The organism is Pseudomonas sp. HMSC08G10 (assembly GCF_001808425.1).
Taxonomy (GTDB): Bacteria; Pseudomonadota; Gammaproteobacteria; order Pseudomonadales; family Pseudomonadaceae; genus Aquipseudomonas; species Aquipseudomonas guariconensis.
In genome coordinates, this window is record NZ_KV793320.1 from 55,103 (window position 1) to 68,202 (window position 13,100).

The 13,100-nt window shown below is 62.7% G+C and carries 12 protein-coding genes; 4 read left to right on the top strand and 8 right to left on the bottom strand.

Features of this window, described 5'->3' with window-relative positions:
* The first annotated feature begins 212 nt into the window (after positions 1-212).
* The 3 genes from HMPREF3173_RS16965 to HMPREF3173_RS16975 are packed head-to-tail and all read left to right on the top strand — an operon-like array spanning position 213 to position 3,684.
* The gene (locus tag HMPREF3173_RS16965; RefSeq protein ID WP_070574746.1) at positions 213-1,517 is read left to right on the top strand and encodes a hypothetical protein; all 1,305 of its coding nucleotides are present in this window, start codon (positions 213-215) and stop codon (positions 1,515-1,517) included.
* Positions 1,514-2,659 (top strand): merozoite surface protein 3b, encoded by a 1,146-nt coding sequence (locus tag HMPREF3173_RS16970; protein WP_070574749.1) that lies wholly within the window; start codon positions 1,514-1,516, stop codon positions 2,657-2,659. The genes HMPREF3173_RS16965 and HMPREF3173_RS16970 overlap by 4 nt, the downstream gene beginning before the upstream one ends.
* Complete coding sequence (locus tag HMPREF3173_RS16975; protein WP_070574751.1) at positions 2,656-3,684, top strand: DUF6384 family protein; 1,029 nt, start codon at positions 2,656-2,658, stop codon at positions 3,682-3,684. Before HMPREF3173_RS16970 ends, HMPREF3173_RS16975 begins: the two co-directional genes overlap by 4 nt.
* A gap of 143 nt (positions 3,685-3,827) precedes the next feature.
* Here HMPREF3173_RS16975 and HMPREF3173_RS16980 read toward each other — a convergent pair whose 3' ends face one another.
* From HMPREF3173_RS16980 to zwf, 3 genes are read right to left on the bottom strand one after another with little or no spacing between them, the layout of a single operon-like run.
* Positions 3,828-4,502, bottom strand: a complete 675-nt coding sequence (locus HMPREF3173_RS16980) for a bifunctional 4-hydroxy-2-oxoglutarate aldolase/2-dehydro-3-deoxy-phosphogluconate aldolase (RefSeq protein WP_070574753.1) — start codon at positions 4,500-4,502, stop codon at positions 3,828-3,830.
* A gap of 17 nt (positions 4,503-4,519) precedes the next feature.
* Positions 4,520-5,233: a 6-phosphogluconolactonase gene (gene pgl / locus HMPREF3173_RS16985; RefSeq protein WP_070574755.1), complete on the bottom strand. Its 714-nt coding sequence runs from the start codon at positions 5,231-5,233 to the stop codon at positions 4,520-4,522.
* Positions 5,220-6,689: a glucose-6-phosphate dehydrogenase gene (gene zwf, locus HMPREF3173_RS16990; RefSeq protein WP_043210640.1), complete on the bottom strand. Its 1,470-nt coding sequence runs from the start codon at positions 6,687-6,689 to the stop codon at positions 5,220-5,222. The genes pgl and zwf overlap by 14 nt, the downstream gene beginning before the upstream one ends.
* A 210-nt stretch (positions 6,690-6,899) precedes the next feature.
* On the opposite strand from zwf, the gene hexR reads away from it, so the two are divergent.
* Positions 6,900-7,763, top strand: coding sequence for a DNA-binding transcriptional regulator HexR (gene hexR / locus HMPREF3173_RS16995; RefSeq protein ID WP_177343703.1), 864 nt, complete (start codon positions 6,900-6,902; stop codon positions 7,761-7,763).
* An 18-nt stretch (positions 7,764-7,781) separates the two neighbouring features.
* Here the strand turns inward: hexR and HMPREF3173_RS17000 are convergent, their stop codons facing one another.
* From HMPREF3173_RS17000 to HMPREF3173_RS17020, 5 genes are all read right to left on the bottom strand, one after another.
* Positions 7,782-8,636, bottom strand: a complete 855-nt coding sequence (locus HMPREF3173_RS17000) for a D-hexose-6-phosphate mutarotase (protein WP_070574760.1) — start codon at positions 8,634-8,636, stop codon at positions 7,782-7,784.
* 117 nt (positions 8,637-8,753) lie between these two features.
* Complete coding sequence (locus tag HMPREF3173_RS17005) at positions 8,754-10,097, bottom strand: carbohydrate porin (protein WP_070574762.1); 1,344 nt, start codon at positions 10,095-10,097, stop codon at positions 8,754-8,756.
* 42 nt (positions 10,098-10,139) lie between these two features.
* Positions 10,140-11,288, bottom strand: a complete 1,149-nt coding sequence (locus HMPREF3173_RS17010) for an ABC transporter ATP-binding protein (RefSeq protein WP_070574764.1) — start codon at positions 11,286-11,288, stop codon at positions 10,140-10,142.
* A 3-nt stretch (positions 11,289-11,291) separates the two neighbouring features.
* Entirely contained in the window at positions 11,292-12,128 is an 837-nt protein-coding gene (locus HMPREF3173_RS17015) for a carbohydrate ABC transporter permease (protein ID WP_043210652.1), read from the bottom strand.
* A complete protein-coding gene (locus HMPREF3173_RS17020) occupies positions 12,121-13,029 on the bottom strand; it encodes a carbohydrate ABC transporter permease (protein WP_070574766.1) in 909 nt (302 codons plus the stop codon). Before HMPREF3173_RS17020 ends, HMPREF3173_RS17015 begins: the two co-directional genes overlap by 8 nt.
* Between the last annotated feature and the right edge of the window lie 71 nt (positions 13,030-13,100).

Sequence of the window (13,100 nt, forward strand, 5' to 3'; positions counted from 1 at the left end):
GCCGTCCCTGAAAAGGGCCCGTATCCGCCGATACGGGCCCTTTTTTTTGCGCAAGATCGCTCGGCCATACACAGAAGGCAGGTAGCCATCACTTTGCCCATAATGCTGGGTATACTCGCTTCATCTTCCACCGCTTCGATCAAGGATGACGACCCGTGAACCCGTCCGCCATCACTCGATCACCGGCAAACGGACCAGGGACGCTGCTTCTGATGACTCCCGTCACCCTCATGGCACTGGCTGACCAAAACAGCCAAGACTACTTGAGCCGCCTAATCGACTGCCTGCACAGTTGCGCCCACCTACACACAGAGCACCTGCAATTACAGGTACACATTCTCAGTGATCTGTACGACATCGCCGATGACAGCTTCGAAGCCCGCCAGATCCAGCACGTGCTCAAGCAACGTCAGCAGCAGCAAGCCCAGTGCTACGCGCAACTGAAGCAGGCGAGCCAAGACGCAGCCGTATCGACCCAGACGCTGCGCGAACATCAAGCCAAGCTGGACCAGGGTCTGCAACAGGCGCTGGGCGAATCCAGCCAGAGCCCCGCGATGCGTGAGTGCCAGCACGAACTGCAACAGGCTCAAAACGCACGCGAACCCTTGAAGCGCGACCACCTACTGCTCAGCCAGGAGTGCACGCAGAAGCTTGCGAACTATGTCCGCCATCCGATGTATCGGTACCTGCGCCAGCAAGGCTTTGCCAGCACGACCTATCGACGCAACGCACTGAACCGGTTCCTGGACGAATGGCTCGCCAAGCACTGCAATTTCAGCCAGAACCTGCGCAATGAACAGCTGCTCAACGCCATGCAGCAACACAGCGCCGCACAACTGGCCGAGCATGACAAACACATAGGCGCGCTGGAGCAGCGTTTTGAGGATCTACGCAAGGCACTGACTCAACAGCCCGTCCAGGCCAAGCAAGTGCGACGCATCGAAACGCTGGCCAACCAGGTCATCGATCACTGGGCCCAAGTCGAGCCCCTTTATCTCGAAGCCCTCCGGTATGCGCGCTGCGAGGACGAGGACGGCCAGGATGCCCTGCGCTGGCTGAAGTACGAACTCAAGGCCGAGTCACTGGAGGCAGCACTTGCGCAATGGGCAGCCATCGGCTCGCCCCAGCCCGAGCGCTATCGCCGGGAATTGCTCGCGCTGCGCCAGCGACTGGACATCGCCACCGAGCAGATCAACGAGGCACTAGACGCCCTTCGACATGCCGAGGCACTGGAGTTCGCCTTACGCACCAGCATGAGCCCATTCGCTTGCACGTGCGGCGCCCAGTCCACGGCGCCCACACGGTGTACCTGTCACCTGCTGTTGCCCACAGGCGAGCGCTATGCGCCGCGCCCGGACTATGCGTCACTGATCGACAGCTACATGAATCGCGCGCTGCTGCTGGGTTCCCTGATCAATACGATCAAGGCCGCACGCCTGGCACCGGCCACGGCGCCGGAACACACCGTCAGCGACACCCTCTCCCCAGCCCCACAACTCATGCAAGGACACCCATGAGCCAATATCTGGAACGAGCCCTCAATGGCCTGCAACAACTCGGTATCAGCTTCGGCCAGCCCGCCGCTCAGCCCGCCCCGGTGTTAGTGCTGCTGGATAAAGTCGCGCATTACGACAACGACCGCGTCACGGCCATCGCCGCTGTATTGCAGCAAGCCACCCTGTTCAACCAGATCGTGCGCGAGCAGATCGAGGGGATGGACATCGCCAACCGCTACCTGGACATCACCGAAAGCTTCACCTCAATCCGCGAAGATGCCGCGAACATGGCCTCATGGATGGACGATGGTCGCCTGGACACCCTCGAACGCCTGAAACTGGGTTGGATGAACATGGCCCGCGGCTCGATTCCCAGCCGTTTTGGCGACATTCGCAAGCACTACCTGGAGGTGAGCAAGGCCGCCAGCGACCAGATCGCACGGGAAAACCTCATCCTGGAAACCTACATGGATTTCCGCCTGGCGATGAAGACCGCCGAGGTCGAGGCCCAGCAGGTGCTGGCCATCGCCGCCCAGGCGCTCAAGGCGCGCACCCAGGCCCTGGATGCGGCCAGCGCCCAGGTGACCGCAGCCGAGCAGCAGGACCCCGCCCGGCGCGCGGCGCTGGAACTGGCCCGCGACGAAGCCGTGCGCGCACTGCAAAACGAAGACAAGAGCTACCAGATCATCAAGGACATTGCCGATGACCTGAGGGTTGGCTACAACACCGCCGAAATGGTCTTCGCCCGCATCAGCCAGGTCCACGTGGTCAAGGAACGCCAGTACCAACGCATGGTTTCGTTCTTCTCCACCAACGAAGTGGTGCTGACCAGCCTGGCCGTTTCGTTCACCGCCAACCAGGGCATGAACGAGGCCACCCACACGCTCAATGCCACCACCGATGGCATCAGCAAGGGGCTCGAAGCCCTTGGCCAACTGGGCAACCAACAGCTGGACGCCGCGCTCAAGGCCAGCTATGGCTCGACCGTCCGCGTCGATTCGGTACGCGCCCTGGCCCAGGCCACCCTGGACTTCCAGAATGACATGAAAGGCCTGACCGACACCTACCGTGCAGAGTCCACCAAAGCTGCACAGGAAATCGCCACCGCCGTGGAAGACGCCAAGCGCGCCTTCTCCGCCCTGCTGACCAAAGCCGCGCAATGAGCAACGGCACATTCAGCGAACAGATGGGGGCCATGGCCCTGGTCGACGAGCTACGCCTTCAGCAACGCCAGATGCAGGAACATCTGGACCTGCCGCGGCGCCGCGAGGAAGTCGCCGAACGCATCCGTGGCTACTATCAACGCCAGGGCATCGCCTGCGATGACGCGCTGATCGAACAAGGCGTGCGCGAGTTCTTCGCCCGCCGCCTGGTGTTCGAGGCGCCCGCGCTGAGCTGGCCGCGCCGATTGCTGGCCGGACTTCTCCTGCGCCGCGCGCTGACAGCGTGGTTGCTGGTAGGCGTCGCCCTGCTCGGCGGCACGCTGCTGGCGACCAAGCAGCACCAATCTCCGGCACCCTCCCAACCGAGCAAATCCAGCGTTGCCAGCGCCGGCAACGGCCTGGCCGTGCCCGCACCACAGTGGTCGTCAAAAGCAGAACAGGCCGCCTACCAGGCACGCCTGGAGCAATACACGCAGCTGATGGCCCGTATCGACGCCATGCCGCTGTCGAGCGACATGCGCGCCAGGCTGATGCCGTACGCCCTGTCAACCGGCCCGCTGGTAGCCAACCATCAACCGGCCGCATCCAGCCAAGCGCTTCGCGAATTGCAGTTGTTCACAGACTTCGTCGAGTCGAAACTGCAACTGGTGATTCCCGACGGCACGGGCGAGGTGTCCGGTTACGAACGCTGCCTGATGGGCGACACGTGCCAGCGAGGCAGTAAAGACGGCAAGGCATGGTTCCTGGTCTTCCAAGGGCACGACCCTCAGGGGCGGGTGGTGACAATGCCGGTGTTAGGCAGCAACGGCTTAACCACCTTCACCGACACCGTGGGCGTCCAGGTCAGCCGTGCGCAATACCTCAGGTCGCGCAAAAGCAAGAGAGCCACTGGCCACATCGACAAGCCGATCTTCGGCAAGAAGGACGCCTACAGCCTTGACCGAGGTTTCGACGCTCGCATTATTCCCGGTGGCAGATACGACAACCCATCCGAAGACCCACAGTACATCACCGCCCGCTTCTGACCGGACCGACCGCAGGCACGCCTGCGGCGCCTCTATTGAGGACCGCTCCCCGGGCAGCGCTCACACATCGTCTTCATGGCAGGCAAAAAAAGGGGCGCCAATCAGGCGCCCCACAAGCGTTGTAGCACACAACAAATTCGTTTTCAGTCCAGCAGCGCCATCGCCTCGGCACTGCAGGCCTCGATCCGTGCCCAGTCGCCGTTCTTGATCCAGCTGCTGTCGAGCATCCAGGTCCCGCCCACGCACATCACGTTGGGCTGGGCCATGTAGTTGCGCACGTTGGCCGGGTTGACACCACCGGTGGGGCAGAAGCGGATATCGCCGAACGGGCCGGCGAAGGCCTTGATGGCCGCCACGCCGCCACTGATTTCGGCGGGGAACAGCTTGAAGCGTCGGTACCCCAGGGCATAGCCCATCATGATTTCAGACGGCGTACTGATGCCAGGCAACAGCGGGATATCGCTTTCGACGCCCGCCTGGAGGAGATCCTGGGTCACTCCAGGGGTCACCACGAATTGTGCGCCAGCCGCTTCCACGGCAGTGAACATGGTGCGATCGAGCACGGTGCCAGCACCGACGCACAGCTCCGGGCGCTGCTCACGCAGCACACGAATGGCCTTGAGGCCATGCTCGGAACGCAGGGTCACCTCCAGGGTACGGATGCCGCCAGCGGCCAGGGCGTCGGCCAGGGGCAGGATGTCTTGCTCACGGGCGATGGTGATCACCGGCAGAATGCGTGCCTTGCCGCAGATCGCGTCGATCCGGGCGGCTTTCTCGGCCATCGAGAGCAGAGGCTGTTGGCGTTCGAGCGTGGTCATGAGAGTGGATCCTTGGCTCATGGGCACCAGTAGATGTCCAGGGGGTCGTGAAGAAAGGCGCGAATCGGCATTTCGGTTGGGTCAGCGGCCGCTAATGCGGCGCGCAGGGTAGCGAGTTTGCCCAGGCCTTGCACGGACAGCGCGGTGAATCCGGCGCTGGCCAACAGGGCACGGGTCATGCTCAGGCGCTGGCGCGGCACACTCGGTGCCAGCATCGGCAGGCAGCGGTGCGTGCTTCGCAGGTCAAGGCCTTCAGGCAGGTTGGGGCTGGCCGGGAACAACGAGGCCGTGTGACCGTCATCGCCCATGCCCAGCACCAGCACATCGATTGGGGGCAACGCAGCCAGGGCCTGGTCGGCCAGGACAGCGGCGGCGTCGAGATTCTCGGCACAGTGATACAAGCCCACGAAGCGAGCCTTGGCGGCCGCGCCCTTGAACAGGTGACGCACCAGCAATCCAGCATTGCTGTCGGCATGCTCGACCGGTACCCAGCGCTCGTCGGCCAGGCTGACCGTGACCTTCGACCAGTCCAGCGCTTCGCCTGCGAGCTTCTCCAGGAAGGGTACCGGGCTGCGGCCACCCGACAGGACCAGGCACGCCTGCCCCTTGTCGGCAATGGCCTGGCGCAGGCGCTCGGCCACATCATGGGCCAATGTCGCCGCCAAGGCCTTGCCATCAGCCAGCGAATGCATCGTTACGCTCGCCGGCAGTTGCAGTTCAGATATCGCCATACCACGCCCTCCCATCACGTGTGATCAGTGCGATGGAGCTCATCGGCCCCCAGGACCCCGCCGCATAAGGCTTGGGTGCGTCGCCAGCGTTCTTCCAGCCGGCAATCAGCTGATCGCACCACGTCCAGGCATATTCGATTTCATCTTTGCGCACGAACAGGTTCTGGTTGCCGCGCATCACTTCCAACAACAGACGCTCATAGGCATCCGGGATGCGCGCGCTGCGCCAGGTATCGGAGAAATTCAGTTGCAAGGGCCCGCTACGCAGTTGCATGCCTTTGTCCAGGCCTTGCTCCTTGGTCATGACCCGCAAAGAAATGCCTTCGTCCGGCTGCAGGCGGATGATGAGCTTGTTACCGATCTGCAAACGCTGCTCGGGGGCGAAGATGTAGTGCGGCGTTTCCTTGAAGTGGATGACGATCTGCGACAGCTTTTGCGGCATACGCTTGCCGGTTCGCAGGTAAAACGGCACGCCGGACCAACGCCAGTTGCGGATGTCGGCGCGCAGGGCGACGAAGGTCTCGGTGTCGCTCTGAGCATTGGCGTTGTCTTCTTCCAGGTAGCCCGGCACCGGTGCACCATCGCTGTAGCCGGCAATGTACTGCCCGCGCACCACCCGGGTGCTCAGGGCTTCGCCGGTGATCGGCGCCAGGGCTTTGAGCACCTTCACCTTTTCGTTGCGGATGCTGTCGGCGGACAAATCGCTGGGCGGGTCCATGGCAATCAGGCACAGCAGCTGCAACAGGTGGTTTTGGATCATGTCGCGCAACTGGCCGGCCTTGTCGAAATAGCCCCAGCGCCCTTCGATCCCCACCTTTTCAGCCACGGTGATTTCCACGTGGGAGATAGAGTTCTGGTTCCACTGGGTTTCGAACAGGCTGTTGGCAAAACGCAGCGCGATGAGGTTCTGCACCGTCTCCTTGCCCAGGTAGTGATCTATACGATAGACCCGACTTTCCGGGAAGAACCGCGCCACGGCATCGTTGACCCGACGGGACGACTCCAAGTCGTGACCGATGGGCTTTTCCAGCACGACCCGAGTACGGGCGGCCAGGCCGGCTTTGTCCAGGTTCTCGCAGATCGCGCCGTACACCGAGGCGGGCGTGGCGAAATAGGCGATCAAAGGCAGGTCTGCGGCCACCTGTTCGGCCAGCGCCTGGTAGCCATCGGCCTGGAGGAAGTCCAGGCGCACGTAGCTCAGACGGGCGAGGAAACGCCCCAGCGCACCGGGCTCGATGTCCGCCTCCGGCACGAAGCGGCGCAGGTGCGCCTCGATGGTCGCCAGATGCTGCTCGCCATCGCCGGCTTCACGGGCCAGCGCCAGCAGGCGCGAATCGGCGTGCAGCAAGCCGGCGCGGTCGAGCTGATAAAGCGCGGGAAACAGCTTGCGCAGTGCCAGGTCGCCAAGGGCGCCAAACAGGGCAAAGGTGCAAGGTTCTACACTGATCGCAGCCATGATGTTGGTTCTTTCCTAAAGTTGGCCTAGGAATATCGTTTTCAACCGCGGTTTTCAAGGGGTAATGTAGTAAAAACCACAACATTACCCTACAACTGTGACAGACAAGTGGTGCGGCAACCTCGCCGACAGTACGATAGACACCGTGCAAAAAGCCCGCTGTTCCATCAGCCGGCTGTCTTCCCGACCCAAGGACACACCATGGACCGCGTGAGAAACCTCCTGGAGCAGATCCAGGGACGCCTCGACGAGCTGAACAAGGCCGAACGCAAAGTCGCCGAAGTCATCCTGCTCAACCCGCAACAAGCCACCCGCTTCAGCATCGCCGCGCTTGCCCAGGCCGCCAAGGTCAGCGAACCGACGGTCAACCGTTTCTGCCGCTCCTTCGGTGTCAGTGGCTACCCCGAACTCAAGCTCCAGCTGGCCCAGAGCCTGGCCAGCGGCGCCGCTTACGTCAGCCGCGCGGTGGAGGCCGACGATGACCCGGCCGCCTACACCCAGAAGATCTTCGGCAGCGCCATCGCGTCGCTCGACAGCGCCTGCCAGGCGCTCGACCCGCAACAGGTCAGCCGCGCCGTGGACATGATGATCCAGGCTCGGCAAATCCACTTCTTTGGCCTGGGCGCCTCGGCCCCCGTGGCCCTCGACGCCCAGCACAAGTTCTTCCGCTTCAACCTCGCGGTGTCGGCCCATGCCGATGTGCTCATGCAACGCATGCTGGCCTCGGTCGCCCACACCGGCGATCTGTTCGTGATCATCTCCTACACCGGTCGCACCCGTGAACTGGTGGAGGTGGCCCGCGTGGCGCGTGAAAACGGCGCCTCCGTGCTTGGCCTGACCGCCGCCGGCTCGCCCCTGGCCAAGGCCTGCAGCCTAAGCCTGAACATCCCGCTGCCGGAGGACACCGACATCTACATGCCGATGACCTCGCGGATCATCCAACTCACCGTGCTCGATGTGCTGGCCACCGGCATGACCCTGCGCCGCGGCGTGGACTTCCAACCGCACCTGCGCAAGATCAAGGAAAGCCTCAACGCCAGCCGTTACCCGATCGAGGACGACGAGCTCAACTGAGCCGGTGTGCCTGCAGGCTCAGGTGAGCCGGTGTGCCTGCAGGCTCAGGTGAGCCTGCTGCCCCGGTGCCAGGCTCAGGCCCTCGCCGCTGCCGCTGGCGATCTCGACGCAGACGAACCGCTGACACTCGCGCCCGCTGACGCCCACCAGCGGACGCCTGCCCGGGTGCCAGACCACGGTGTCGTCGGAATCCCCACTGTCGATGCACAATTCACGCTCCCAGGCCGGGTCCTGCAGCTGTACCCGGGGCGTACCCGGATAGACCTTCTGGCAGCCGCCCTTGACCTTGAGCGCACCGTCCTCGCGGCACGCCTGGCGGTTGAGGCGGTCATAGCCTTCGATGTCCTCAAGCCCAGACAGCGCTATCTCAGACACGTCACTGATACGCCAATAAGCCAGCAGCGCATGACTCAACTGGCAAGGTTCGCTGTCCTGGTGCTCGGTGGTCAGGCTCAGTTCCATGCCGCTGCCCAAGCGCGCGTGCAAGTCCACTTGCCAGTCGCACAGCTGCAGGCGCCAGGTAAGGGTCACGCCCTCCTCGTCCTCCTGGCTCTCGACCAGCTTCCAGTCGAGCAGGCGCGCCCAACCATGGGACGGCCACAAATCTTCGCTGGGATGACGTCCATACCAAGGCCAGCAAACCGGCACGCCACCTCGGATCGCCCCGGCCAGCGGCCACTGCTCGGCGCACCATAGCCACGGGCGTTCGCCGGCAGGCTGAAAATGCACCAGCTGCGCGCCCTGGCGACTGAATACCGCCTGGCAACGGGGGTGATCGATAATCAACACATCGCGCTGCTGGTAACGCTCCCACTCGAACGTCGGCCTGGGCCTCTGCGCGCCAAAGAAGCGATGTAGCGGATGTTCGGGCATGGTTCCAAGCTCTTGCTGTTTGAGATAGCGCTGTCTCGGCGCAGGCTTCATTTCCACCGAGATCCAGTGGAAATGAAGTGGCCGGGAATGGATGGCGTAAATTTACAACAATTTTTCTCAGAATGACGACTGAATCTTCAATCCTGCGACCAGCGCATTGTCGACCTCATCCACTCCCCCCGGGCTCTTGATGTACTGCAGGTTCGGCCGCACGGTCAGCCAGTTGGTGACGTGAAAGCCATAGTAGAGCTCGGCGTTGTATTCGGTGCGCTGCAGGGGCACGAAGCCCGGATTGTCGTAATCGTCGATACCACTGCTAGCATTGAGCTGCTCGGCGCGCTTCTTGACGTCATCATTGACATGGATCCGCGCAATGCCAAAGCCAATGTCGTCCTTGGGCCGGGCATCGAAGGGGCCTTTGTAGACCATGCCGACCTGCTGGTAGTTGTCGATGACGTTGGTAGCCTTGTCGTGCACGGTGAAATTGGCGAACAGGCTCAGGCCTCGGTTGACGTCCCCCTTGTGCGCCGTCACCTGCTGCTGTGCCACGACCCACCAGCCGTGCTTGCTGGAGTGGGATTTGAAGTCATTGCCGGTGATGCCCTGGGGCTGGCCGTTGACGTCCTCATAGACATCGTCAGCATTGGCGGTGCTGTAGTAGTAGCCCAGGCGGTACTCACCCGGCAGGCCGTTGACCTTGGGCGACCAGACCATCTCCACCGGCAGGATCGCGCCCTTGGTGCCGCTGCCGCTGAGCTTGAAGCCGTTGCCGGTCTCAAGGTTCGACGGATTCTGCTCGAAGGCCCCCACCTGCACGAAGAATTCCGGGTTGATGTTGTACTTGACCCGCAGCGCCCACTGGCTGACCGGCCAGTTGTACCAGATACCGCCCACCCAGTTACCCACCTGGGAGCCGCAGAAGGCCAGGTTCTGGAAGTCGCAGGGGAAGCTGTTGAAGTCCTCGCCCTCACCGAAGCGCCCGAATTTCACATCCAGGGCGCCATCGAAGTACTTCTGCTTGATCCACATCTGCGTCAGCCGCCAGGTCTGGCCGCGGCCCCAGACTTCCTGGACCGAGCTGAACTGCCCAGCGCGCGGGTCGCTGATGCGGTCGTTGGACAGGTTGCGGCCACTACGTTCGGTGATTGCCAGCTTGAATTCGGCGTCGTGCCAGCCAAGGATCTTCTGAAGATCCAGGTGCGCGCCCAGAGCGAACTGGTCGCTGTAGCGGGCAGTCTTGTCGTCGTTGTAGCCGCCGTGCAGGTTGCCGGCCACCTCGCCGACGTAATCGAGGGTGAAGTCGTAGCCTTTTTCCAACAGCTCGGTTCGGGTGCCGCCCCAGTCCCCGGTCATCCATTTCGAATCCGCCGAGAAGGCCTCGGCCGCGTGTGCCCCACCACTGCCGACAAAGGTCAGCAACGCCAGCGAGCCCAGCGTCCTGATGCGTTTGCGATGGTCCATCCCTTGTTCCTCACTTTTCTTGTTATTGATGGTTTAGACGACTCAGCGCCCTTTGAAACGCGCCACATTGCCTCCAGCGACCGGCGCAGGGGCAACCTGCCCCAGGCGCTCACCGCTGGCAACATCGAACAGCAGCACCCGCGAAGGATCGAACTGCAGCTGCAGGCTGTCTCCCACACGGCAGGCGACATCCGGCGCCAGCCGGCAGCAAACCTTGACCTGGTTGAGGGTGACGAACACCAGCAGGTCCGGCCCGGTGGGCTCAGTCACCTGCACCTCGGCGCGAATGCCATGCATGCCCTCGCCCGCGCCCACGCCGATCTGCTCGGGGCGAATGCCTAGCACCACTTCGCACCCTTCGAGTTCGTCCGACAGATGCCCGACGGGCAACTCGCAACGGGCCTGCCCGCTGTCAAGCAACGCCACCAGGCGCCCTTGTTGTTTCGTCAGGCGCGCCGGGATGAAGTTCATTGGCGGTGAGCCGATGAAGCTGGCGACGAACTGGTTGGCCGGGTCGTTGTAGATCTGCTGCGGGGTGCCGAACTGCTGGATGACGCCGTCCTTCATCACCGCCACTTTGTCACCCAGGGTCATGGCCTCGATCTGGTCATGGGTGACGTACACGGTGGTGGTTTTCAGACGCTGGTGCATCAGCTTGATTTCGGTGCGCATCTCCACCCGCAGCTTGGCGTCGAGGTTCGACAACGGCTCGTCGAACAGGTAGATCTTCGGCCGCCGCGCCAGGGCCCGGCCCATGGCCACCCGCTGCTGCTGCCCGCCGGAAAGCTGGCCTGGCTTGCGCGTGAGCAGGTGTTCGATCTGCAGCAGCTTGGCCACCCGCGCCACCTCGTCGTCGATCGCCGCCTGAGGCATTTTGCGGATCTTCAGCCCGAAGGCGATGTTGTCGCGCACGTTCATGGTCGGGTACAGCGCATAGGACTGGAACACCATGGCGATGTCCCGATCCTTGGGGCTCATGCCGCTGATATCGGTGCCGTCGACGAGGATTTCGCCGCCACTGATGTCCTCCAGCCCGGCGATGCAGTTCATCAAGGTCGACTTTCCGCACCCTGATGGGCCGACCAGGATCAGAAACTCACCGGACTCGATGCCCAGGTCAATGGCCTTGAGGGTATCGGGCAGGCCGCTGCCGTAGCGCTTATTAACGTTGCGAAGTTCGAGCCGTGCCATGTGTCACCCCTTGACCGCGCCGGCGGTCAGGCCGCGCAGGAAATATTTGCCGGCCAGCACATAGACCAGCAGGGTCGGAAGCCCCGCGATCATTGCCGCCGCCATGTCGACGTTGTATTCCTTGACCCCGGTGCTGGTGTTGACCAGGTTGTTCAGGGCCACGGTGATGGGCTGGGCGTCGCCGCTGGCGAACACCACACCAAAGAGAAAGTCGTTCCAGATCTGAGTGAACTGCCAGATCAGGCAGACCATGATGATCGGCACCGACATCGGCAACAGGATCCGCCCGAAGATCGTGAAGAACCCCGCGCCGTCCAGCCGCGCCGCACGTACCAGGGCCTCGGGCACGCTGCAGTAGTAATTACGAAAGAACAGCGTGGTGAAGGCCAGCCCGTACACGATATGCACCAGCACCAATCCTGTGGTGGTGCTGGCAAGGCCAAGCTTGCCGAGGGTGAACGAGGCCGGCAGCAAGACGGTCTGGAACGGCAGGAAGCAACCGAACAGCAGCAGGCCAAAGAACAGCTGCGAACCCCGGAAACGCCACATCGACAGCACATAGCCGTTCAAGGCGCCCATCAAGGTGGATATCAGCACGGCTGGCACGGTGATCTTCACCGAGTTCCAGAAGTAGCCTCCGACCGTGTCCCAGGCCTTGATCCAGCCGATCCCAGTGATCACTTCCGGCCAGCTCAGCAGGTTGCCTGCGCGGATGTCTTCCGGCGATTTGAAGCTGGTCAGCAGCATCACCACCAGCGGTATCAGGTACAGCGCACAGGCAGCCAGCAAAGTGGCATGGATGGCCAGGCGGCTGGGGGAGAACCAACGCGGACTAGTCATGGCGCTTGGTCCTCAGTTCCGAATACAGGTAGGGCACTAGGATCGCCAGAATGGCACCGAGCATGAGGATCGCACTGGCCGAGCCCATGCCCATCTGCCCACGGCTGAAGGTGAAGTTGTACATGAACATCGCCGGCAGGTCGGAGGCGTAGCCCGGGCCGCCAGCAGTCATTGCGGCCACCAGGTCGAAGCTCTTGATGGCGATGTGCGCCAGGATCATCAGGGCACTGAAGAACACCGGCCGCAGGCTCGGCAGCACGATGCGCAAATAGATCCTCGGCAGGCTCGCGCCATCGACCTGGGCAGCCCGGATGATCGACGGGTCGACTCCACGCAGGCCGGCCAGGAACAACGCCATGACAAAGCCTGAGGCCTGCCATACCGCAGCGATCACCAGGCAATAGACCACCCGGTCCGGGTCCACCAGCCAGTCGAAACGAAAGCCCTCCCAGCCCCAGTCCCGCAGCAGTTTGTCCAGGCCAAGGCCTGGGTTGAGCAGCCACTTCCAGGCGGTACCGGTGACGATCATCGACAGCGCCATCGGGTACAGGTAGATCGTGCGGATGACGCCTTCGCGGCGGATGCGCTGATCGAGCAACACCGCCAACAGCACCCCCACGACCAGGCTGATGGCAATGAACAAGCCACCGAACACCAGCAGGTTCTTGCTGGCGACCCACCAGCGGTCGTTGGCCAGCAGTTTGGCGTACTGGGTCAGCCCGGCCCATTTGTAGCTGGGCATGAAGCTGGAGTTGGTGAAGGAGAGCACGAAGGTCCAGAGGATGTAGCCGTAAAAGCCCACCAGGACAATCAGCATGCTAGGCGCCAGCACCAGTTTCGGGAGCCAGCGTTGCAGGGCGTCCAGGGGGGAGGCCCGCAGGGTTGCGGTTGCTGTGTTCATGTGAAGTACCGAAGAACATGCATCTAGCGCGAGTCCTGTGGAAGCGGGTTTATCCGCCTCCACAGGGGCCA

Bases quoted from the DNA above. Each gene is read 5' to 3' on its own strand.
- HMPREF3173_RS16965 (WP_070574746.1), top strand. From the start codon at position 213: ATGACTCCCGTCACCCTCATGGCACTGGCTGACCAAAACAGCCAAGAC.
- HMPREF3173_RS16970 (WP_070574749.1), top strand. From the start codon at position 1,514: ATGAGCCAATATCTGGAACGAGCCCTCAATGGCCTGCAACAACTCGGT.
- HMPREF3173_RS16975 (WP_070574751.1), top strand. From the start codon at position 2,656: ATGAGCAACGGCACATTCAGCGAACAGATGGGGGCCATGGCCCTGGTC.
- HMPREF3173_RS16980 (WP_070574753.1), bottom strand. From the start codon at position 4,502: ATGACCACGCTCGAACGCCAACAGCCTCTGCTCTCGATGGCCGAGAAA.
- pgl (WP_070574755.1), bottom strand. From the start codon at position 5,233: ATGGCGATATCTGAACTGCAACTGCCGGCGAGCGTAACGATGCATTCG.
- zwf (WP_043210640.1), bottom strand. From the start codon at position 6,689: ATGGCTGCGATCAGTGTAGAACCTTGCACCTTTGCCCTGTTTGGCGCC.
- HMPREF3173_RS17000 (WP_070574760.1), bottom strand. From the start codon at position 8,636: ATGCCCGAACATCCGCTACATCGCTTCTTTGGCGCGCAGAGGCCCAGG.
- HMPREF3173_RS17005 (WP_070574762.1), bottom strand. From the start codon at position 10,097: ATGGACCATCGCAAACGCATCAGGACGCTGGGCTCGCTGGCGTTGCTG.
- HMPREF3173_RS17010 (WP_070574764.1), bottom strand. From the start codon at position 11,288: ATGGCACGGCTCGAACTTCGCAACGTTAATAAGCGCTACGGCAGCGGC.
- HMPREF3173_RS17015 (WP_043210652.1), bottom strand. From the start codon at position 12,128: ATGACTAGTCCGCGTTGGTTCTCCCCCAGCCGCCTGGCCATCCATGCC.
- HMPREF3173_RS17020 (WP_070574766.1), bottom strand. From the start codon at position 13,029: ATGAACACAGCAACCGCAACCCTGCGGGCCTCCCCCCTGGACGCCCTG.